Source organism: Streptomyces sp. NPDC048370 (assembly GCF_043200825.1).
Taxonomy (GTDB): Bacteria; Actinomycetota; Actinomycetes; order Streptomycetales; family Streptomycetaceae; genus Streptomyces.
Genome location: NZ_JBICYI010000003.1, coordinates 262,115 through 283,332 on the forward strand (window position 1 = coordinate 262,115; position 21,218 = coordinate 283,332).

Below are 21,218 nucleotides of genomic sequence, written 5' to 3' on the forward strand. Positions count from 1 at the left end.
ACAATTGGCATGGCTGTTGGATGTGGCGCAACGGATGGGGAGGCAGGAACGACGGTGGCGGAACGTAGCACGGCTGCCGTCGACGTGGCCGACAACAGCGGTGACGACCCGCTGACCGCCAAGGCGGACTCGGCCGCGACCGACGGGGTGGCGGAAGCGCAGGACACGGCGGAGCAGTCCGCCGAGGTCGCAGAGGACAAGGCCGGTAAGCGGCAGAACGGCGAACAGCCCTCCATCGAGACTCCCGAGCTGCACAGCGGGCACAAACTCGCCAGGCGCTACCGCCTGGAGGAGTGCGTCACTCGTCTGGACGGTTTCAGCAGTTGGCGTGCCGTCGACGAGAAGCTGAGGCGTGCCGTCGGCGTCCATCTTCTGCCGGCCGACCACCCCAGGGCCCGGTCGGTCCTCGCGGCGGCCCGCTCGTCGGCGCTGCTCGGAGACCCCAGGTTCGTCCAGGTCCTCGACGCCGTCGAGGAGAACGACCTCGTGTACGTGGTGCACGAGTGGCTTCCCGACTCCACCGAGCTGACGACGCTGCTCGCCGCCGGTCCGCTGGAGCCTCACGACGCCTACCAGCTCGTCAGCCAGGTCTCCCAGGCCATGGCCGCCGCGCACCGCGAAGGCCTGGCCCATCTCCGTCTCACCCCCAGCGCCGTCCTGCGCAGCTCCACCGGGCAGTACCGGATTCGCGGTCTGGCCGTGAACGCGGCGCTGCGTGGCATCAGCGCCGAGCGCCCTCAGCGCACGGACACCGAGGCGATCGGCGCCCTGCTCTACGCGGCGCTGACCCAGCGCTGGCCGTACGACAGTGACGCCTACGGCCTCTCCGGGCTGCCCAAGGGTGTCGGGCTGCTCGCTCCGGACCAGGTGCGCGCCGGGGTCCACCGCGGTCTGTCCGAGATCGCGATGCGCGCCCTGGCCAACGACGGCGCCACCGCCTCGCGCCAGGAGCCGCCCTGCACCACCCCGGACGAGCTCGCCAAGGCCGTGGCGGCGATGCCTCGCATCCGCCCGCCGGAGCCCGAGTTCCCCACTCCGCCGGACTACCAGCGCACCACGTACCAGCAGGGCACCTACGGTCGCCCGCAGCCCCGCCCGGGCGTCCAGGTCCCACAGCCCGTGATGGCGCCTCCGGCACCGCTGGAGAGCCGCACCGGCAGGGTCCTGAAGTGGGCCGTGTCGGCTCTCCTGATCGCCGCCCTGGGTCTGGGCAGCTGGCAGATCGCGGACCGGCTGCTCGACCAGGGCAAGAACAAGAAGGAGACCCCGCAGACCACGCAGCCGCAGGACAGCGAGGACGAGAAGCAGCCCGAGGCGGGCAAGCCGGTCACGATCGCCGGTGCGAGCGACTTCGACCCGCAGGGCGACGGCACCGAGACCCCGTCGGAGATAGGGAATGCCTTCGACGGCAACCCCTCCACGTCCTGGCAGACATCGATCTACTACGGGTACTCGAACTTCGGCAGGCTGAAGGAAGGCGTGGGCCTCGTCCTGGACCTCGGCACCGTCCAGGAGATCTCCAAGGTGGAGGTCGCCTTCCAGGGCGTCACGTCGGTGCAGCTGCGGACGGCGCCCGAGAGCGCCTCGTCCCAGCCCACGTCGGCGGACGCCTTCACCACCGTGGACTCGGACTCAGGTGCCCAGGTCGCACTCACGGCCGACAAGCCCGTGAAGACGCGCTACGTTCTGGTCTGGCTGACCGACCTGCCCGGCAGTGGACAGGGTTACCGCGGCAAGATCACGGACATCAAGATCACCAGCTGACGGCATCGGGGGAGGGGGCTCACCGTTGGACGAAGCCATAGGCAGCGGCACCAGCGACCAGGATCTTCTGGCGCGCCATGTCGCCGGCGATCCCGACGCCTTCGGTGAGCTCGTGCGGCGCCACCGCGATCGGTTGTGGGCGGTGGCCCTGCGGACCCTGGGGGACCGCGAGGAGGCCGCTGACGCCCTCCAGGACGCCCTTGTGTCCGCCTTCCGGGCCGCGCATACCTTCCGTGGGCAGTCGGCCGTCACAACCTGGCTGCACCGCATCACGGTGAACGCCTGTCTCGACCGTGCGCGCAAGGCCGCCTCGCGCAAGACCTCCCCCATGGACGACACCGCGCGTTTTGAGCAGCTCCTCGAGCCCGCCGAGTCGGCCGAGGCCCCCGCCGAGCGCCAGGACCTCCACCGAGAGCTGCTGGCCGCCCTCGCCACGCTCCCCGCCGACCAGCGAGCCGCACTGGTCCTGGTGGACATGCAGGGGTACCCGGTGGCGGAAGCCGCACGCATCCTCGATGTCCCCACCGGAACGGTGAAGAGCCGCTGTTCGCGCGGGCGGGCCAGGCTGCTGCCCATGGTCAGCCATCTGCGCGCCGACACCGTGGGTAACGAGGGCCCCGACCGGGGAAGGAACCGGACGCCGGGGACATCCGTCCCACCGGTGTCGGGGCCATCGGATACCGGACCGAATGGCCCGGCTGCTGTGAAGGGCGGAGGTGGGCGCGCGTGACTTCCACGACCGGCAAGGCCGACACAGCACAGCACCCGGACGTCTCGGAGATCTCCGACTTGACCGAGGGGCTGCTCTCCCCCTCCCGTACGGCAGCCGTCCGTCGGCATATCGAGGGCTGCTCCCTCTGCGAGGACGTCCGGACCTCCCTGGCGGAGATCCGCGGGCTGCTCGGCACCCTCCCGGGACCGCCCCGCATGCCTGCAGACATCGCCGGCCGGATCGATGCCGCCTTGGCGGCCGAGGCTCTCCTCGACGCCACCACCCCCGAAATCGGCCCCGATGTTTCACGTGAAACAACGAGCGGCCACTCCGACGCCCGCCCTTCCGCGGAGCCCGCACCGCCCACGGGCCGTCCGGCGGGCCACCCCCGCGCCACCACAGGTCCTGGCCGCCCCCGGCCCCGGCGTCGCCGGATCGCAGCCCTGGGTGCGGTCCTCGGCGCCGCAGCGCTCGGCATGAGCCTCTTCCTCACCCAGGGAGGCCTGCAGACGCTCACCGGAGACGAGTCGGCCGACAAGAGGAGCACAGCCGCGAGCGATGTCTCCAACGACCGCTTCGACGGCCGGCCGGTGGAAGCCCAGGTTCAGGACATGCTCCGGCCGGACACCTTCAAGGCTCCCGGGGAGACACAGCCAGAGTCCCTCACCGCCGAGGGCGGTGACACCCCGAACCAACGGAACACCGCCGAGTCCCTGCCTGAGTGCGTCAAGGCGGGCACCGGCCGCCCCGAGGGAGTGCTTGCCTTCCAGCGGGGCGACTACGAGGGCAAGCCTGCCTATCTCCTCCTGCTCCCGAAGGGGACCGAGGGCACTCACGTGCAGGCCTACGTCCTGGATGCCTCCTGCGCCGACAACGCCGGACAGGGCAAGGCCGAGGTTCTGCTGACGCACACCTACCCTCGCGCCTGACTCCTCGCCGTGCCGCGCGGCGGCCTCGGGAATGGTTGCCCCGTAGGATCCGTTGGGTGGGGTGAGAGTCAGGAACCTGACCGCCCCGTAGGCAGTAGGCAGTCTGCAGAGACGAGGAAGAAACCCGTGAGCGACGTCCGTAACGTGATCATCATCGGCTCCGGGCCCGCGGGTTACACCGCAGCGCTCTACACGGCGCGTGCGTCGCTGAAGCCCCTGGTCTTCGAGGGTGCCGTCACCGCCGGTGGCGCTCTGATGAACACGACCGACGTGGAGAACTTCCCCGGCTTCCGTGACGGCATCATGGGCCCCGACCTGATGGACAACATGCGCGCCCAGGCCGAGCGCTTCGGCGCCGAGCTGGTGCCGGACGACATCGTCGCCGTGGACCTGACCGGCGACATCAAGACCGTCACCGACACCGCCGGCACCGTGCACCGCGCGAAGGCCGTCATCGTCACGACCGGCTCCCAGCACCGCAAGCTCGGCCTCCCCAGGGAGGACGTGCTCTCCGGACGGGGCGTCTCCTGGTGCGCGACCTGCGACGGGTTCTTCTTCAAGGACCAGGACATCGCCGTCGTCGGCGGCGGCGACACCGCGATGGAGGAGGCCACCTTCCTGTCGCGCTTCGCCAAGTCCGTCACGATCGTCCACCGCCGGGACTCCCTGCGCGCCTCCAAGGCGATGCAGGAGCGCGCGTTCGCCGACCCGAAGATCAAGTTCGCCTGGGACAGCGAGGTCGCCGAGATCCACGGAGACCAGAAGCTCTCCGGTCTGACCCTCCGCAACACCAAGACGGGCGAGACCAGCGAGCTGGCGGCGACCGGCCTCTTCATCGCCGTGGGCCACGACCCCCGCACGGAGCTCTTCAAGGGCCAGCTGGAGCTGGACGGCGAGGGCTACCTCAAGGTCGACGCCCCGTCGACGCGGACGAACCTCGCCGGTGTCTTCGGAGCCGGTGACGTCGTCGACCACACCTACCGCCAGGCGATCACCGCCGCCGGCACCGGCTGCTCGGCCGCGCTCGACGCCGAGCGCTTCCTCGCGGCCCTCGCCGACAGCGAGAAGCTCGCCGAGACCCCTGCGGTCTGACTCCACCACCCACACCCCGCATAGTTAAGGGAGGTTGCCGTGGCCGGCACCCTGAAGAACGTGACCGACGCCGACTTCGACGAGGTCGTCCTCAAGAGCGACAAGCCCGTCCTGGTGGACTTCTGGGCCGCGTGGTGCGGTCCGTGCCGTCAGATCGCCCCGTCGCTGGAGGCCATCGCGGCCGAGCACGGTGAGATCGAGATCGTGAAGCTCAACATCGACGAGAACCCGGGTACGGCCGCCAAGTACGGCGTCATGTCCATCCCGACGCTCAACGTCTACCAGGGCGGCGAGGTCGTGAAGACGATCGTCGGCGCGAAGCCGAAGGCCGCGATCCTCCGCGACCTCGAGGGCTTCGTCCAGGCCACTGCCTGACATCCCTGTTTCACGTGAAACACGAACGGCCCGCCTCCCCTCCGGAGGCGGGCCGTTCGTCGTCCACCAGGACGGAACGAGAGAGGGCGGCCTAGAGAGGCCGCAGCGCCGGCTCCTTCTGGACGGCGCCCAGGAGCCGGTCCAGCGCCAGCTCCACGTCTTCCTTCCACGACAGCGTCGTCCGGAGCTCCAGCCGCAACCGTGGATGGGCAGGGTGCGGCCGTACGGTCTTGAAGCCCACCGCCGTGAGATGGTCGGCCGGCAGCACACAGGCCGGCTCCTTCCACCGGGCGTCCCCGAAGGCCTCGATGGCTCTGAAGCCGCGCCGCAGGAGGTCCTTGGCGACGGTCTGCACCATCATCCGGCCGAGGCCCTGTCCCTGATAGCCCGGCATGATCCAGGCCGTCATCAACTGGACCGCGTCCGCGGAGACCGGGCTCGTGGGAAAGGCCATGGACCGCGGCACATACGCGGGCGGCGCGTACAGAACGAAGCCGACGGGCACGTCATCGACATAGACCACGCGGCCACAGGATCCCCACTCCAGCAGCACCGCCGAGATCCACGCCTCCTTCTCCAACTCCGGCCGGCCCGCCTTCACCGCGGCTTCCCCGCTCACCGGGTCGAGCTCCCAGAACACGCAGGAGCGACATCGCTTGGGGAGGTCCGGAAGATTGTCCAGCGTGAGCGGTACTAGCCGACGCCCCACGGCTGTTCCCTCGCTTCCCACGGCCATCGCAGCACGGATACGACCTCCCAGAATCGTATCGATGGGGCGATCAGGGCGATACCGCTCGCAGGCAAAGGGCGGGCCGTGTTCCGGTTCTCACCGGATCACGGCCCGCCCTGAGGTCGCGGAGACACCGACGAAGGGTCAGCTCTCGTCGTCCTCGCTCTGCTCGGAGTTCACCTGATCCATCACACGTCCCTCGCCGGGCGCCAGGGAGGAGAGGATCCGGTCCAGATCGTCTATCGAGGCGAACTCGACGACGATCTTCCCCTTCTTCTGCCCCAGGTCGACCTTCACCCGGGTCTCGAAACGATCCGAGAGGCGCGAAGCCAGCTCCGTGAGTGCCGGCGAGACACGTGCTCCGGCGCGCGGGCCCTTCGGCTTGGTCGAGGCGGAGGGCTCGGAGCCCATCAGTGTCACGATCTCCTCGACCGCACGCACCGAGAGCCCCTCGGCCACGATCCGGTACGCCAGCTTGTCCTGAGCCTCCGGGTCCTCCACCGAGAGCAGCGCACGCGCATGCCCGGCCGAGAGCACACCGGCGGCGACACGACGCTGGACCGGCGGAGACAGACGCAGGAGACGCAGCGTGTTGGAGACCTGCGGACGCGACCGTCCGATCCGGTCGGCCAGCTGGTCGTGGGTGCAGTTGAAGTCCTTGAGGAGCTGGTCGTAGGCGGCAGCCTCCTCCAGCGGATTGAGCTGCGCCCGGTGGAGGTTCTCCAGGAGCGCGTCCAGGAGAAGCTTGTCGTCCTCGGTCGCCCGGACGATCGCGGGGATCCGCTCCAGACCAGCCTCACGGCAAGCCCTCCAGCGGCGCTCACCCATGATCAGTTCGTAGCGCTCGGTGGCCAGCTGTCGTACGACGACGGGCTGCAGCAGACCGACCTCCTTGATGGAGGTGACCAGCTCCGCCAGAGCGTCCTCGTCGAAGACCTCACGCGGCTGCCGCGGGTTGGGCGTGATGAAGTCCAGCGGCAGCTCGGCGAAGTGCGCGCCGGCGGGGGACTCCGTCTCCACGACCACCTCGGCCTCGACCACAGGCACCACGGAGTCCGGGGACTGCGGGCTCTGCGGAAGGGTCGCCACCTTCGCGGCGGCCACCCCCCGGTCCGAGGCGAGCGCCGGGACGGCGCCGGGCGAGGCGGACCCCGCCCCCAGACCGACAGCGGGTGCCTGCCGCTCCTGGGGAGCAGCGGGGATCAGCGCACCGAGCCCACGCCCCAACCCCCTACGTCGATCGCTCACTGGATCCCCTCCGACATGCTGTGCTGGTTGTTCTGAAGGCCCACAGGGGTGTGCTGCGGGTCGTAGTTGATGCCGACGCCCCGCAGCGCGATCTCACGGGCCGCCTCCAGATAGGAGAGCGAACCGCTGGAGCCCGGATCGTACGTGAGGACCGTCTGTCCGTAGCTCGGCGCCTCCGAGATCCGCACGGACCTCGGGATGCTGGTCCTCAGCACCTCCTCAGCGAAATGGCTGCGCACCTCGTCGGCGACCTGGGAGGCAAGCCTGGTCCGGCCGTCGTACATGGTGAGCAGGATCGTCGAGACATGCAGCGCGGGGTTGAGGTGCCCTCGCACCAGGTCGACGTTCCGCAGGAGCTGCCCCAGGCCCTCCAGTGCGTAGTACTCGCACTGGATCGGGATCAGCACCTCGGCACCCGCCACCATGGCGTTGACCGTGAGCAGTCCGAGCGAGGGCGGGCAGTCGATGAGGATGTAGTCCAGGGGCTGCTCATAGGCCTGGATCGCTCGCTGGAGCCGGCTCTCCCGTGCCACCAGCGAGACGAGCTCGATCTCCGCACCAGCGAGATCGATGGTGGCCGGCGCACAGAAGAGGCCTTCGACGTCCTGGACGGGCTGGACCACGTCGGAGAGAGGCTTGCTCTCCACGAGTACGTCGTAGATCGAAGGAACTTCGGCGTGGTGGTCGATACCGAGGGCCGTCGAGGCGTTGCCCTGCGGGTCGAGGTCGATGACCAGGACACGGGCACCATGCAGCGCCAGGGAAGCAGCAAGATTGACCGTCGTGGTCGTCTTGCCCACTCCGCCCTTCTGGTTTGCCACCACCATCACGCGTGTCTGGGCAGGCCGGGGAAGACCCTCGCCGGCACGCCCCAGCGCCTCTACTGCCAGTTGGGCAGCACGACCAATGGGGGTGTCGTCCATCGGGGGCGGTGTTTCACGTGAAACATCCTCCCCCGCCGATTCGGTTCGGGGACCGGGGACCGGATCGGTCATCGGTCCCGCGATGTTGGCGTCGGACCGCAAGGATTCACTCTCCTCGGCTTCAGGCTCGCGATGAACAGAGCCTGCCATGCTTTCGGGGTCGTGAACCAGCGAGGCCCGTGGTTCTGTGGATGAATCCACCTCTGTGGACAATCCTGTCCCCCTCGCGAGGGGTTTCGCGAGGGGTTTGCGGTCCCGGGGCGTGGCAGCCGCGCGGCCGCGGCTGATGATCCCCTGCAGCAGTGAGCGACGTTTCACGTGAAACACGATGCACTCGCCGCCGACGTAGGACCGCTCGACACTCCGAAATACGTACGTATGGCAGCTTGTACGGATCAGTTGCGCAGCGTTGACGGCTCATATGCGCCGCGTTGACGGCTTCAGCGGCGGCGATGGGCCCTGCTCGGGCGGGCGGCCTTGGCCCGCTTGGCGGCGAATCTCACACCGCCCGGGCTCTCCCCGACCTCCACCCGTACGACAGTCGAGAGCGGGTCCACGATGCCCTCGCCGACCTGGAGCACGGAGGTGGCGACCACACCGAGCTTGGAGAGCGCGGCACGGGCGCCGTCGATCTCCTCCTCGGCCGTGTCGCCCTTGAGCGCCAGCATCTCCCCGTACGGACGCAGCAGGGGAACGCCCCAGCCGGCCAGCCGGTCCAGCGGCGCCACGGCGCGCGCCGTCACGACATGGACCGGAGGGAGCTTTCCGAGCATCTCCTCGGCACGGCCCCGAACCACGGTCACATGGTTCAGACCCAGCAGCTCCACGACCTCCTGGAGGAAGTTCGTCCGGCGGAGCAGCGGCTCCAGGAGCGTGATCTTCAGATCCGGGCGCACGAGGGCGAGGGGGATACCCGGCAGTCCGGCCCCCGAGCCGACATCGCACACGGTGACGCCCTCGGGCACCACCTCGGAGAGCACCGCGCAGTTCAGCAGGTGCCGCTCCCACAGGCGGGGAACCTCGCGCGGGCCGATCAGCCCGCGCTTGACGCCGGCGTCCGCGAGGAGCTCCGCGTACCGGACGGCCTCCGGGAAGTACTCGCCGAATACCGTCCGCGCCTGTTCGGGCGCAGGGGGGAGCTCCGCTGCCTCCGTCACGGGAACCGTCCTTCCGCACCGCACCCATGGGTGCGCGCGCACTGTGGTGGCTGACTATCAGGCTGACAAGATCGGCCCCGCCTGCGAGCAGACGGGGCCGACACTGCGAGAGGGGTCAGGCAGGGAGTACGACGACGAAGCGCTGCGGCTCCTCGCCCTCAGACTCGCTGCGCAGACCGGCGGCGGCAACCGCGTCGTGCACGACCTTGCGCTCGAACGGCGTCATCGGGTCCAGCTTGACCGGGGCACCGGTCGACTTCACGTCGGACGCGGCCTTGGCGCCGATCTCGGCGAGCTCGGCACGCTTCTTGGCGCGGAAACCGGCGATGTCCAGCATCAGCCGGCTGCGGTCACCGGTCTCCCGGTGCACGGCCAGCCGGGTCAGCTCCTGGAGCGCCTCCAGCACCTCGCCGTCACGGCCGACGAGCTTCTGCAGATCACGGCCGCTCGAGTCGCTGATGATCGAGACCGCAGCCCGGTCCGCCTCGACGTCCATGTCGATGTCGCCGTCCAGGTCGGCGATGTCGAGCAGACCTTCGAGGTAGTCGGCCGCGATCTCACCCTCCTGCTCCAGGCGGGTCAGGGTGTCGCCACCCTCGGCGGCGTCGACGGCGTCGGCGGCGGAGGTAGTGCCTTCCGTCACGGATGGACTCCTTCTACTTCTTGGAGGACGGGTGCTTCGGGCGCTGCTGGCCCTTGCGCTGGCCGGACTTGGCCTGGCCGGACTTGGCCTGACGGGAACCCCCGGAGTTGGCCCGGCTCGGCCGCGTGGGCTGGTCGCCCTGCTCCGAGTCCTTGGCCGTGTCCTTGGCCTGCCCCTGCGGCTTCTTCTCCAGCGAGGGGGTGGGCTTGTCGTCGGGCTTCTCGTCCGGAGTCTCGGACTCGGCGGCGTCCTCGGCGCTCTTCGCCGTGGAGTGCTGGGCCGCGGCCTGCCGCTTCGCCTTGGTCTGGCGCTTGGGCTGCTGACGCCTGGCCGCGGTACCGCCCTCCACCTCGGCGGCGACGGTGTCGCTCTTGGCTACGGTGCCGTCGGCCTGGGCGGCGAAGCCGGCCTTGGCCAGACCGGAGAAGAAGCGACGCTCGTTCTCGTTGCGATCCGCGCCCTTGGCGACGATGGCCTTGACCACGTTCTTCCGACGACGACCGCGAACCTCACCGTGCGACCCGACGCTCTTCAGCAGGCGCTGGAGGTAGGCGTCCTGGGCCTTGCTGCCCGGGGTGGGGTTCTGGCTGATCACGTACATCTGCTGGCCCATGGTCCACACGTTGGTGGTCAGCCAGTAGACGAGGACACCGACGGGGAAGTTGATGCCCATGACGGCGAAGATCAGCGGGAAGATGTACATGAGCATCTTCTGCTGCTGCATGTACGGCGTCTTCACCGAAAGGTCGACGTTCTTCATCATCAGCTGGCGCTGCGTGTAGAACTGCGAGGCCGACATCAGGACGATCATGATCGCGGTGACGATGCGCACCGAGGTCAGCGAGGCGTCGAGAGCGGCGACGTCGGCGGCGCTGTCCGTGAAGGTGGACGCCAGCGGGGCGCCGAAGATGTGCGCCTGCCGCGCGCTGTCGAGCAGCGACTGGTTGATGACGCCGATCGTCTTGCCCTCGGCGATGTGGGAGAGCACCGCGTACAGAGCGAAGAAGAACGGCGACTGCGCCAGGATCGGAAGGCACGAGGAGAGCGGGTTGGTACCCGTCTCCTTGTACAGCTTCATCATCTCTTCGGACTGACGCTGCTTGTCGCTCTTGTAGCGCTCCTGGATCGCCTTCATCTTCGGCTGGAGCGCCTGCATGTTCCGCGTCGACTTGATCTGCTTCACGAAGAGCGGGATCAGACAGATACGGATCAGCACCACGAGGGACACGATCGACAGGCCCCAGGCCCAGCCCGTGTCAGGGCCGAAGATCGCCCCGTACAGCTTGTGGAACTGGACGATCACCCATGAGACAGGGGTGGTGATGAAGCTGAAAAAATTGGCAATCGTGTCCACTAATCAGGCTCCTTGAGCATTGGGCGGGGTCTCTGCGGCCGGGCTCGTCTCGGCGGGGGACCCGCCCTTGTCTCCGCGCAGTGCGTTCCGCAGCAGTTCATGCCAGCGCGGACGCTTGCGCGGGGGTACGTGGTCCACGCCGCCGGGCGACCACGGATTGCACCGCAGGATGCGCCAGGCGGTCAGGGCAGTGCCCTTGATCGCGCCATGCCGGTCGATGGCCGTGAATCCATAGTGGGAACACGACGGGTAGTACCGGCAGACGGGCCCGAGAAGCGGGCTGATCGTCCACTGGTACAGCTTGATGAGAGCCAGCAGCGGGTACTTCATCGCGCGCCCCCTCCCAGGAGCCGCTGAAGAGCGGCGTCAAGGTCTCGGGCCAGCTGTGCGTGATCGGCGTCACCGGCTCCGGGCAACGCCCGTACGACCACCAGGCTACCGGGGGGCAGCTCGGACAGTCGTTCGCGGACGAGATGGCGCAGGCGTCGCTTCACCTGGTTGCGTACGACCGCACCGCCCACGGCCTTGCTCACGACGAAACCCGCACGTGCCTGGGAAGCGCTCTCCCCAGGCGCGTGCGGGTCCGTTGCACCGCTGCGTAGGTGGACGACGAGGAGCGGGCGACCGGCCCGGCGCCCTCGGCGTACCGCGGTTGCGAAGTCCTCGCGCCGCCTCAGCCGATTCTCGGTAGGCAGCACGTCATGACCTGTTTAAGCGGATCAGGCGGACAGGCTCGCGCGACCCTTGGAACGGCGGTTCGCCAGGATGGCGCGACCGGCGCGCGTACGCATCCGCAGGCGGAAGCCGTGGGTCTTGGCGCGACGACGGTTGTTCGGCTGGAAGGTGCGCTTGCTCACTCGGGGGCTCCAGAAATGATTCGTAGATGGCGGGACATCGCCTGGCTGTCACCGTGCGCCCACGAGTAGCTCGCAATACGCCCGAGTGCACCGCTTCACGATCACAGACCGTGATCTTTGCCCATCGGAGGCAGGCGGCAGCAGCCATCGACAACTCGACCACGTTACGGTACGCGCGGCTACGCCATCCGGTCAAACCGACCGATCACCGGGGTCCATTGTGCACAGGCTGTGGACAACGACTTGAACGAGGTCAGCCGCCGCGACTACCGTGGCTGGACTCCTAAAACTTTTTTCCGTTCTGTCCTTACCTGTCCAGATGGACTTCGACCCACCGTCCCGAGAACCACACATTCGTGGGACCTGCGAGGAAGCGTGCCCTGTGGCTGACGTACCTGCCGATCTTGCCGCAGTGTGGCCACGCGTGCTCGAGCAACTCCTCGGCGAAGGCCAGCAGGGCATCGAGCCCAAGGACAAGCAGTGGATCGAGCGCTGCCAGCCTCTCGCACTGGTGGCCGACACCGCACTGCTCGCCGTCCCCAACGAATGGGGCAAGCGGGTCCTCGAAGGACGACTGGCTCCGCTCATCAGCGAGACCCTCAGCCGTGAGTGCGGCCGCCCGATCCGGATCGCGATCACGGTCGACGACTCGGTCGGCGAGCCGACCCCGCCCGCGCCCCCGGTCCAGCAGCAGCCGCGCTACGACGAGCGGCCGCCGGCGGATTCGTACGACAAGTACGACGGCTACGGGCACCGGCCGATGCCGGACGACGGGCTGCCCACCGCGCGCCCGGCCTACCCGGACTACCAGCAGCAGCGCCCGGACCCGGGCTCCTGGCCGCGTACCCAGGAGGACCTCTCCTGGCAGCAGCCTCGCCTCGGGGGCTACCAGGAGCGCGACCCGTACACCGGTCCGCGCCCCCAGCAGCCGCAGCAGCCCCGCTACGACGAGCGCCCGTCGGCCTACGACCAGCCGCAGCGGCCGGAGCGGGCCGAGCTCCCCGACACGCCGCGGCCGGGCACCGGCCACGGCCCGCGCCCGGGCGGCCCCGGTGGACACGGCGGGCACGGCGGTCCGATGCCGGGCCACACGGGAGGCAGCACCGGCTCGGCCCCCGGCCAGGGCTCCGGCTCCGGCGCGCCCGGCGAGCAGCACGCGCGGCTGAACCCCAAGTACCTCTTCGACACCTTCGTCATCGGTTCTTCGAACCGGTTCGCGCACGCCGCCGCCGTCGCGGTGGCCGAGGCGCCCGCGAAGGCCTACAACCCGCTCTTCATCTACGGGGAGTCGGGCCTCGGCAAGACCCACCTGCTGCACGCCATCGGGCACTACGCGCGGAGCCTCTACCCCGGCACGCGCGTGCGCTACGTGAGCTCGGAGGAGTTCACCAACGAGTTCATCAACTCGATCCGCGACGGCAAGGGCGACACCTTCCGCAAGCGCTACCGCGATGTGGACATCCTGCTCGTCGACGACATCCAGTTCCTCGCGAGCAAGGAGTCGACGCAGGAGGAGTTCTTCCACACCTTCAACACGCTCCACAACGCGAACAAGCAGATCGTGCTCTCCTCGGACCGGCCGCCCAAGCAGCTGATGACCTTGGAGGACCGGCTCCGCAACCGCTTCGAGTGGGGCCTGACCACCGATGTGCAGCCGCCCGAGCTGGAGACGCGGATCGCGATCCTGCGCAAGAAGGCGGTGCAGGAGCAGCTCAACGCCCCGCCGGAGGTACTGGAGTTCATCGCCTCCCGGATCTCGCGGAACATCCGTGAGCTGGAGGGCGCGCTGATCCGGGTGACGGCCTTCGCGAGCCTCAACCGGCAGCCGGTGGACCTGGGGCTGACCGAGATCGTCCTCAAGGACCTGATCCCCGGCGGCGAGGACTCGGCGCCGGAGATCACGGCCGGCGCGATCATGGCGGCCACCGCCGACTACTTCGGCCTCACGGTCGAGGACCTCTGCGGTTCCTCGCGCAGCCGTGTGCTCGTGACGGCCCGGCAGATCGCCATGTACCTGTGCCGTGAGCTGACCGACCTGTCGCTGCCGAAGATCGGGGCGCAGTTCGGCGGCCGTGACCACACGACCGTGATGCACGCGGACCGGAAGATCCGCGCGCTGATGGCGGAGCGCCGCTCCATCTACAACCAGGTCACCGAGCTCACCAACCGCATCAAGAACGGCTGAGAGGTTCGCTCAGCGGCGCTCAGCGCCGCTCGACACCCGCTCGAAGGGCGCCCCGGGAACGCTTCCCGGGGCGCCTTTTCGTCGTCGTCACGCCGTCGGCGGCCTCTCCGGGGGCGTTCCTGGGCGCCCTCCACACGCCTGTGCACGGCCGGGCTGTTCGATTTCGGCGCAGCGGTGGCGCGTTCTCCACAGATTGCGGGATGATCTTCCGTCCACAGGGTGGGGACTCAGGAGTTATCCGGATACCTTCCACAGGCAGGGCGGTCGGCAGGCCAACATCCCAGGTCAGAGGGGTGTGGATTTGTTGGCAACCTTGATCCACAGCTTGTGGATGAATTTTTCGTCCACAGGGCGTCCCGTCGGTTGTCCACTGGCGACCCACAGGAGTTGGTCTGTTGCCCACAGGTTCTCCACACCGCTGTCCACTGTTCGGCAACGAAACGCCCGGCGTCACCGTGTCGAGTGAAAGCCGTCACACCAAGGAGGACGGTTGGGCTGTGGGGAACACGGGTAAAGCTGGGGACAGCACTGGGGAGAAGTCCCCGTGGCCTGTGTACCGGTTGTGCAGAACTTTCGGGTGTCCACAGAACACCCCAGTTGTCCACCGGCTCCACCCACAGGGGCAGTGGACAAAAAACCGCAGCTGACCTGCGAAAACAACGTTATCCACGGTTTCCACAGGCCCTACTACTACTCCCACCTAGAGTTAGCCCGGAATCCGCTTCGAAGTGGGTCCTGTGCACAACTCGGCGCCGGAGCCTCCTCGACCTCTTGTCGCGACTTGACCCCGAGCCGCACCGAGTGTCGGCGGCGTACGTCAGACTGGTTCCCGCAGTCGACGAAGAGCCAGCAACAGCAGGAGGCGGTTCCGGTGAAGATCCGGGTGGAGCGCGATGTACTCGCGGAGGCGGTGGCCTGGGTGGCCCGCAGCCTTCCGGCCCGTCCGCCGGCGCCCGTACTCGCGGGCCTTCTGCTGAAGGCCGAGGACGGCGCGCTGAGCTTCTCGAGCTTCGACTACGAGGTCTCGGCCCGTGTCTCCGTCGAGGCGGAGGTCGAGGAGGACGGCACCGTCCTGGTCTCCGGCCGCCTGCTCGCCGACATCTGCCGCGCCCTTCCCAACCGTCCCGTCGAGATCTCCACAGACGGTGTACGGGCGACCGTGGTCTGCGGCTCCTCCCGCTTCACCCTCCACACCCTGCCTGTGGAGGAGTACCCGGCCCTGCCGGAGATGCCCACCGCGACCGGCACCGTGCCCGGCGAGGTCTTCGCCTCCGCCGCCGCCCAGGTCGCCATCGCCGCCGGCCGCGACGACACGCTGCCCGTGCTCACCGGTGTGCGCATCGAGATCGAGGGCGACACGGTCACCCTGGCATCCACCGACCGCTACCGCTTCGCGGTCCGCGAGTTCCTGTGGAAGCCGGAGTCCCCCGACGCCTCCGCGGTCGCCCTGGTGCCCGCGAAGACCCTCCTGGACACCGCCAAGGCGCTCACGAGCGGCGACACCGTCACCCTGGCGCTCTCGGGCTCCGGCAAGGGCGAGGGCCTGATCGGCTTCGAGGGCGCCGGCCGCCGCACCACCACCCGGCTGCTCGAGGGCGACCTGCCGAAGTACCGGACGCTCTTCCCCACCGAGTTCAACTCGGTCGCGGTGATCGAGACCGCCCCGTTCGTCGAGGCCGTCAAGCGCGTGGCCCTGGTGGCCGAGCGCAACACCCCGGTCCGACTCAGCTTCGAGCAGGGCGTGCTGATCCTGGAGGCCGGCTCCAGCGACGATGCACAGGCTGTGGAGCGTGTGGACGCGCAGCTGGACGGCGACGACATCTCGATCGCCTTCAACCCGACGTTCCTGCTGGACGGCCTGAGCGCGATCGACTCCCCGGTCGCCCAGCTCTCCTTCACCACCTCCACCAAGCCCGCGCTGCTGAGCGGCAAGCCAGCCGTGGACGCGGAGGCGGACGAGGCGTACAAGTACCTGATCATGCCGGTGCGCCTCAGCGGCTGACGCCCTGATCCGGGGCTTCGCCTGAGCGGCTGACCCCACAGGTGTGCACCCGGGTCCGGGCGTAGGCTCGGACCCGGGTAAACCGCACACGACGCTTAAGGAATCTCTGATGGAGCTCGGTCTCGTCGGTCTCGGCAAGATGGGCGGCAACATGCGTGAGCGCATCCGCCGCGCAGGCCACACCGTCATCGGATACGACCGCAATCCGGACCTCGCCGATGTCCACAGCCTCGAAGAGCTTGTGGGCAAGCTGAAGGGTCCGCGCGTCGTGTGGGTCATGGTCCCGGCCGGTGCCGCGACCCAGTCCACCATCGACGAGCTGGCGAACCTGCTCTCCCCCGGTGACATCGTCGTGGACGGCGGGAACTCCCGCTGGACGGACGACGAGAAGCACGCCGAGGAGCTCGCCGCCAAGGGCATCGGGTTCGTCGACTGCGGCGTCTCCGGCGGAGTGTGGGGCCTGGAGAACGGCTACGCCCTGATGTACGGCGGCTCCGCCGAGGACGTGGCGAAGGTCCAGCCGATCTTCGACGCGCTGAAGCCCGAGGGTGAGTTCGGCTCGGTCCACGCGGGCAAGGTCGGCGCCGGCCACTTCGCGAAGATGGTCCACAACGGCATCGAGTACGCGATGATGCAGGCGTACGCCGAGGGCTGGGAGCTCCTGGAGAAGGTCGACTCCGTCACCGACGTGCGCGAGGTCTTCCGCTCCTGGCAGGAGGGCACGGTCATCCGTTCCTGGCTGCTGGACCTGGCGGTCAACGCGCTGGACGAGGACGAGCACCTGGAGCAGCTCCGCGGCTACGCGCAGGACTCCGGCGAGGGCCGCTGGACGGTGGAGGCCGCGATCGACAACGCGGTGCCGCTGCCCGCGATCACCGCGTCGCTGTTCGCGCGGTTCGCGTCCCGCCAGGACGACTCCCCGCAGATGAAGATGATCGCCGCGCTGCGCAACCAGTTCGGTGGCCACGCGGTCGAGTCCAAGAAGTAATCCACAGGCTGTGCACCTCGCGGTGCACAGCAGCCGCGGGGAAGGTCGGCGCACACCATGCACGTCACGCATCTGTCGCTGGCCGACTTCCGCTCCTACGCCCGGGTCGAGGTCCCGCTCGATCCGGGCGTCACCGCTTTCGTGGGCGCCAACGGCCAGGGGAAGACCAACCTGGTCGAGGCCGTCGGCTACCTCGCCACCCTCGGCAGCCACCGCGTCGCCTCGGACGCGCCGCTCGTACGGATGGGGGCGGACCGGGCGATCATCCGCGCCGCGGTCACCCAGGGCGAGCGCTCCCAGCTGGTCGAGCTCGAACTGAACCCGGGGCGGGCGAACCGCGCCCGTATCAACAGGTCCTCGCAGGTCAGACCCCGTGACGTACTCGGGATCGTACGGACCGTGCTGTTCGCTCCGGAGGACCTGGCCCTGGTCAAGGGCGATCCCGGCGAGCGCCGGCGCTTCCTCGACGAACTGATCACGGCGCGCTCGCCGCGCATGGCGGGAGTGCGCTCCGACTACGAGCGGGTGCTCAAGCAGCGCAACACGCTCCTGAAGTCCGCGGCCATGGCGCGGCGGCACGGCGGCCGTGGCATGGACCTGTCGACGCTCGACGTATGGGACCAGCACCTGGCGCGCGCGGGCGCCGAACTCCTCGCGCAGCGGCTGGATCTGATCGGTGTCCTGCAGCCGCTCGCCGACAAGGCGTACGAGCAGCTGGCACCGGGCGGCGGACCGATCCTGCTGGAGTACCGGCCGTCCGCGCCGGGCCCCGGGCACACGCGCGAGGAGCTGTACGAGCAGCTGATCGCCGCGCTCGCGGAGGTGCGCAAGCAGGAGATCGAGCGCGGGGTGACGCTGGTCGGTCCGCACAGGGACGAGCTGGTGCTCAAGCTGGGCGATCTGCCGGCGAAGGGGTACGCGAGCCACGGGGAGTCCTGGTCGTACGCGCTGGCGCTGCGGCTCGCCTCGTACGACCTGCTGCGGGCGGAGGGCAACGAGCCGGTCCTCGTCCTCGACGACGTCTTCGCGGAACTGGACGCGCGGCGCAGGGAGCGGCTGGCCGAGCTGGTGGCCCCGGGTGAGCAGGTGCTGGTGACGGCGGCGGTGGACGACGACGTGCCGGGCGTGCTCGCGGGGGTTCGGTACGAGGTCGCGGGGGGTTCGGTGGACAGGCTGTGAGGGTTGTCAAGGCGTGAAGGCGTGAGGTTGTGAGCTCGTGAGCGAGAACCAGGATTCCCAGGGCGGTCAGGACCCGCTGCACGGTCGGGACCCCCAGGCCGCGAAGGCGCCCGAGCCCTCGGGTGTGGATCTCGCCCGGGTCGCGCTGCGCGCCGCCAAGGAGCAGGCGAAGGCGCGGGGTGCGGCGGCCCAGCAGAAGAAGCAGGCGCGGCGCGGTGGCGGGCTGCGCTCGGGCGCGCACGCCGACGGGCGGGACCCGGTCGGCCTCGGTGCCGCGATCAACCGGCTCATCACCGAGCGCGGCTGGGAGACGCCGGCGGCGGTGGGCGGGGTCATGGGGCGCTGGCCGCAGATCGTCGGCGAGGACCTGGCGAACCACTGCGTGCCGCTGAAGTACGACGACGCTCCGGACGAGCGGGTGCTCACCGTGCAGTGCGACTCGACGGCGTGGGCGACGCAGCTGCGGTTGTTGGCGCCGAGGCTGGTGGCGCGGCTGAACGAGGATCTGGGGCACGGGACGGTACGGGTGATCAAGGTCCTGGGGCCGGGGGGTCCTCGCAAGGGGTACGGGCCGCTGCGGGCGCCCGGGTCCGTGGGGCCTGGGGACACGTACGGCTGACGTTGCCTGTGCGTGCGGGCGCCCCGGGGTGCCCGCAGTGCGGGGCCCTGGCGCGGGCAGCGCGTTCGAGGGCTGTGCCCACCCTCCCCCCGACTCCGTCCCGGGGGGACCCCCACCGCCCTGCGGAACGACTGCCCACAGTGGGGGTGGATGGGCACCGCCCCCGCCGTGCCCACGCCCGGTCACAGCTCGAAGCGCTGGGTGGCCGTCAGAGCCCTTTGGAGCCCCTCCCCGGATATGGGGAGTCGTCTCGCTCCCGCTCAGGGCGGCACATGCGGACTCAGGTACCGGCAAACCCCCATTCGTGTCGGCGCTACCGGTAGACTGGTGGGTAATCCCGCCACCCTGCGGAACAAGTCGAACGACGCAGCCGCTCCCGTATGCCCGGAGAACGGCTTGTGCTGTGCCAGAAAGGGCGCTTCGTGGCCGATTCCGGCAACCCCAACGAGAACACTCCGTCCGCCAACGCTGCGTCGTACGACGCCAGCGCGATCACCGTCCTCGAGGGTCTGGACGCGGTCCGCAAGCGACCCGGCATGTACATCGGCTCGACCGGTGAGCGCGGACTCCACCACCTCGTGCAGGAGGTCGTCGACAACTCCGTCGACGAGGCCCTCGCCGGGCACGCGGACACGATCGACGTCACGATCCTGGCCGACGGCGGCGTGCGCGTCGTCGACAACGGCCGCGGTATCCCGGTCGACATGCACCCGGTGGAGAAGAAGCCGGCCGTCGAGGTCGTGCTGACGGTCCTGCACGCGGGCGGCAAGTTCGGCGGCGGTGGCTACGCCGTATCCGGCGGTCTCCACGGTGTGGGTGTGTCCGTGGTCAACGCGCTGTCCACCAAGGTCTCCGTCGAGATCAAGCGTGACGGCTACCGCTGGACGCAGGACTACAAGCTCGGTGTGCCCACCGCGCCGCTGGCCAAGCACGAGGAGGTCTCGGACTCCGGTACGACCGTGACGTTCTGGGCCGACCCGGACGTCTTCGAGACCACCGAGTACTCCTTCGAGACCCTCGCGCGCCGCTTCCAGGAGATGGCCTTCCTCAACAAGGGCCTCACCCTGAATCTGACGGACGAGCGCGAGTCCGCGAAGGCCACCGTCGGCGCCGACGACCCGGACGCGGAGGCCGCCGAGCCGACCGCGCGCACGGTGACGTACCACTACGAGGGCGGCATCGTCGACTTCGTGAAGTACCTCAACTCGCGCAAGGGCGAGCTGATCCACCCGACCGTCATCGACGTCGAGGCCGAGGACAAGGAGCGGATGCTCTCGGTCGAGATCGCGATGCAGTGGAACTCGCAGTACAGCGAGGGCGTGTACTCCTTCGCGAACACGATCCACACGCATGAGGGCGGTACGCACGAAGAGGGCTTCCGGGCCGCGCTGACGGGTCTTGTGAACCGGTACGCGCGCGACAAGAAGCTGCTGCGCGAGAAGGACGACAACCTCACGGGTGAGGACATCCGCGAGGGTCTGACGGCGATCATCTCGGTCAAGCTGGGCGAGCCGCAGTTCGAGGGCCAGACGAAGACCAAGCTGGGCAACACGGAGGCCAAGACCTTCGTGCAGAAGATCGTCCACGAGCACCTCAACGACTGGTTCGACCGGAACCCGGTCGAGGCCGCGGACATCATCCGCAAGTCGATCCAGGCGGCCACCGCGCGCGTGGCGGCCCGCAAGGCGCGTGACCTGACGCGCCGTAAGGGTCTCCTGGAGTCGGCGTCCCTCCCGGGCAAGCTGAGCGACTGCCAGTCGAACGACCCCACCAAGTGCGAGATCTTCATCGTCGAGGGTGACTCCGCCGGTGGCTCCGCCAAGTCCGGTCGTAACCCGATGTACCAGGCCATCCTGCCGATCCGCGGCAAGATCCTGAACGTCGAGAAGGCCCGGATCGACAAGATCCTGCAGAACACCGAGGTCCAGGCGCTGATCTCGGCCTTCGGCACCGGAGTCCACGAGGACTTCGACATCGAGAAGCTCCGCTATCACAAGATCATTCTGATGGCGGACGCCGACGTCGACGGCCAGCACATCAACACCCTGCTGCTGACCTTCCTCTTCCGCTTCATGCGTCCGCTGGTCGAGGCCGGTCACGTCTACCTCTCCCGCCCGCCGCTCTACAAGATCAAGTGGGGTCGCGACGACTTCGAGTACGCGTACTCGGACCGTGAGCGCGACGCCCTGGTCGAGCTGGGCAAGCAGAACGGCAAGCGGATCAGGGAAGACTCGATCCAGCGCTTCAAGGGTCTGGGCGAGATGAACGCCGAGGAGCTGCGCGTCACCACGATGGACCAGGACCACCGTGTCCTCGGCCAGGTGACCCTGGACGACGCGGCCCAGGCGGACGACCTGTTCTCGGTGCTGATGGGTGAGGACGTCGAGGCCCGGCGTTCGTTCATCCAGCGCAACGCCAAGGACGTTCGCTTCCTCGACATCTGAGTCGGTCTCAGCTGACC

General features: G+C 68.9%; 20 protein-coding genes. 11 read left to right on the forward strand and 9 right to left on the reverse strand.

Annotated features, from left to right (window positions below):
* The first annotated feature begins 54 nt into the window (after window positions 1-54).
* The 5 genes from ACGFYP_RS08515 (at window position 55) to trxA (ending at window position 4,872) form a co-directional block, all read left to right on the forward strand.
* On the forward strand, window positions 55-1,764 hold the full coding sequence (locus ACGFYP_RS08515) for a protein kinase family protein (protein WP_393488021.1): 1,710 nt from the start codon (window positions 55-57) through the stop codon (window positions 1,762-1,764).
* Window positions 1,765-1,789: 25 nt separating this feature from the next.
* Window positions 1,790-2,494 (forward strand): RNA polymerase sigma factor SigM, encoded by a 705-nt coding sequence (gene sigM / locus ACGFYP_RS08520; RefSeq protein WP_393488023.1) that lies wholly within the window; start codon window positions 1,790-1,792, stop codon window positions 2,492-2,494.
* Window positions 2,491-3,405 carry a hypothetical protein gene (locus ACGFYP_RS08525; protein WP_393488025.1) on the forward strand — a complete coding sequence of 305 codons (915 nt, stop codon included), beginning with the start codon at window positions 2,491-2,493 and terminating at the stop codon, window positions 3,403-3,405. The genes sigM and ACGFYP_RS08525 overlap by 4 nt, the downstream gene beginning before the upstream one ends.
* Window positions 3,406-3,531: 126 nt before the next feature.
* Complete coding sequence (gene trxB / locus ACGFYP_RS08530; RefSeq protein WP_361960207.1) at window positions 3,532-4,497, forward strand: thioredoxin-disulfide reductase; 966 nt, start codon at window positions 3,532-3,534, stop codon at window positions 4,495-4,497.
* A gap of 39 nt (window positions 4,498-4,536) precedes the next feature.
* The gene (trxA, locus tag ACGFYP_RS08535) at window positions 4,537-4,872 is read left to right on the forward strand and encodes a thioredoxin (RefSeq protein ID WP_361960204.1); all 336 of its coding nucleotides are present in this window, start codon (window positions 4,537-4,539) and stop codon (window positions 4,870-4,872) included.
* 91 nt (window positions 4,873-4,963) lie between these two features.
* Here trxA and ACGFYP_RS08540 read toward each other — a convergent pair whose 3' ends face one another.
* The 9 genes from ACGFYP_RS08540 to rpmH form a co-directional block, all read right to left on the reverse strand.
* Window positions 4,964-5,581 carry a GNAT family N-acetyltransferase gene (locus tag ACGFYP_RS08540; RefSeq protein WP_361960201.1) on the reverse strand — a complete coding sequence of 206 codons (618 nt, stop codon included), beginning with the start codon at window positions 5,579-5,581 and terminating at the stop codon, window positions 4,964-4,966.
* A 165-nt stretch (window positions 5,582-5,746) separates the two neighbouring features.
* On the reverse strand, window positions 5,747-6,850 hold the full coding sequence (locus ACGFYP_RS08545; protein ID WP_393488030.1) for a ParB/RepB/Spo0J family partition protein: 1,104 nt from the start codon (window positions 6,848-6,850) through the stop codon (window positions 5,747-5,749).
* A complete protein-coding gene (locus tag ACGFYP_RS08550; RefSeq protein ID WP_361960195.1) occupies window positions 6,847-7,923 on the reverse strand; it encodes a ParA family protein in 1,077 nt (358 codons plus the stop codon). Before ACGFYP_RS08550 ends, ACGFYP_RS08545 begins: the two co-directional genes overlap by 4 nt.
* A 290-nt stretch (window positions 7,924-8,213) precedes the next feature.
* The gene (gene rsmG, locus ACGFYP_RS08555) at window positions 8,214-8,954 is read right to left on the reverse strand and encodes a 16S rRNA (guanine(527)-N(7))-methyltransferase RsmG (RefSeq protein WP_361960275.1); all 741 of its coding nucleotides are present in this window, start codon (window positions 8,952-8,954) and stop codon (window positions 8,214-8,216) included.
* Window positions 8,955-9,045: 91 nt separating this feature from the next.
* Entirely contained in the window at window positions 9,046-9,573 is a 528-nt protein-coding gene (locus ACGFYP_RS08560) for a protein jag (RefSeq protein WP_393488033.1), read from the reverse strand.
* 13 nt (window positions 9,574-9,586) lie between these two features.
* A complete protein-coding gene (yidC, locus tag ACGFYP_RS08565; RefSeq protein ID WP_393488036.1) occupies window positions 9,587-10,927 on the reverse strand; it encodes a membrane protein insertase YidC in 1,341 nt (446 codons plus the stop codon).
* Between the two features lie 3 nt (window positions 10,928-10,930).
* A complete protein-coding gene (yidD, locus tag ACGFYP_RS08570; protein ID WP_315893804.1) occupies window positions 10,931-11,257 on the reverse strand; it encodes a membrane protein insertion efficiency factor YidD in 327 nt (108 codons plus the stop codon).
* A complete protein-coding gene (rnpA, locus tag ACGFYP_RS08575) occupies window positions 11,254-11,625 on the reverse strand; it encodes a ribonuclease P protein component (RefSeq protein ID WP_361960184.1) in 372 nt (123 codons plus the stop codon). Before rnpA ends, yidD begins: the two co-directional genes overlap by 4 nt.
* 21 nt (window positions 11,626-11,646) lie before the next feature.
* On the reverse strand, window positions 11,647-11,784 hold the full coding sequence (rpmH, locus tag ACGFYP_RS08580) for a 50S ribosomal protein L34 (RefSeq protein WP_005482975.1): 138 nt from the start codon (window positions 11,782-11,784) through the stop codon (window positions 11,647-11,649).
* A 382-nt stretch (window positions 11,785-12,166) separates the two neighbouring features.
* Between rpmH and dnaA the strand changes: the two genes are divergently transcribed.
* The 6 genes from dnaA to gyrB all read left to right on the forward strand — a co-directional run bounded on the left by dnaA (window position 12,167) and on the right by gyrB (window position 21,201).
* Window positions 12,167-13,969 carry a chromosomal replication initiator protein DnaA gene (gene dnaA / locus ACGFYP_RS08585; protein ID WP_361960181.1) on the forward strand — a complete coding sequence of 601 codons (1,803 nt, stop codon included), beginning with the start codon at window positions 12,167-12,169 and terminating at the stop codon, window positions 13,967-13,969.
* 871 nt (window positions 13,970-14,840) lie between these two features.
* Window positions 14,841-15,971, forward strand: a complete 1,131-nt coding sequence (gene dnaN / locus ACGFYP_RS08590) for a DNA polymerase III subunit beta (protein ID WP_318208253.1) — start codon at window positions 14,841-14,843, stop codon at window positions 15,969-15,971.
* Between the two features lie 109 nt (window positions 15,972-16,080).
* Window positions 16,081-16,959, forward strand: a complete 879-nt coding sequence (gene gnd, locus ACGFYP_RS08595) for a phosphogluconate dehydrogenase (NAD(+)-dependent, decarboxylating) (RefSeq protein WP_361960178.1) — start codon at window positions 16,081-16,083, stop codon at window positions 16,957-16,959.
* Between the two features lie 57 nt (window positions 16,960-17,016).
* On the forward strand, window positions 17,017-18,138 hold the full coding sequence (gene recF, locus ACGFYP_RS08600; protein WP_393488047.1) for a DNA replication/repair protein RecF: 1,122 nt from the start codon (window positions 17,017-17,019) through the stop codon (window positions 18,136-18,138).
* A 76-nt stretch (window positions 18,139-18,214) separates the two neighbouring features.
* Window positions 18,215-18,757 (forward strand): DUF721 domain-containing protein, encoded by a 543-nt coding sequence (locus ACGFYP_RS08605; protein ID WP_393489121.1) that lies wholly within the window; start codon window positions 18,215-18,217, stop codon window positions 18,755-18,757.
* A gap of 398 nt (window positions 18,758-19,155) precedes the next feature.
* Window positions 19,156-21,201, forward strand: coding sequence for a DNA topoisomerase (ATP-hydrolyzing) subunit B (gene gyrB, locus ACGFYP_RS08610; RefSeq protein ID WP_361960172.1), 2,046 nt, complete (start codon window positions 19,156-19,158; stop codon window positions 21,199-21,201).
* Window positions 21,202-21,218: the final 17 nt, after the last annotated feature.

Bases quoted from the DNA above. Each gene is read 5' to 3' on its own strand.
- gnd (WP_361960178.1), top strand. From the start codon at position 16,081: ATGGAGCTCGGTCTCGTCGGTCTCGGCAAGATGGGCGGCAACATGCGT.
- ACGFYP_RS08550 (WP_361960195.1), bottom strand. From the start codon at position 7,923: ATGGCAGGCTCTGTTCATCGCGAGCCTGAAGCCGAGGAGAGTGAATCC.
- yidD (WP_315893804.1), bottom strand. From the start codon at position 11,257: ATGAAGTACCCGCTGCTGGCTCTCATCAAGCTGTACCAGTGGACGATC.
- recF (WP_393488047.1), top strand. From the start codon at position 17,017: ATGCACGTCACGCATCTGTCGCTGGCCGACTTCCGCTCCTACGCCCGG.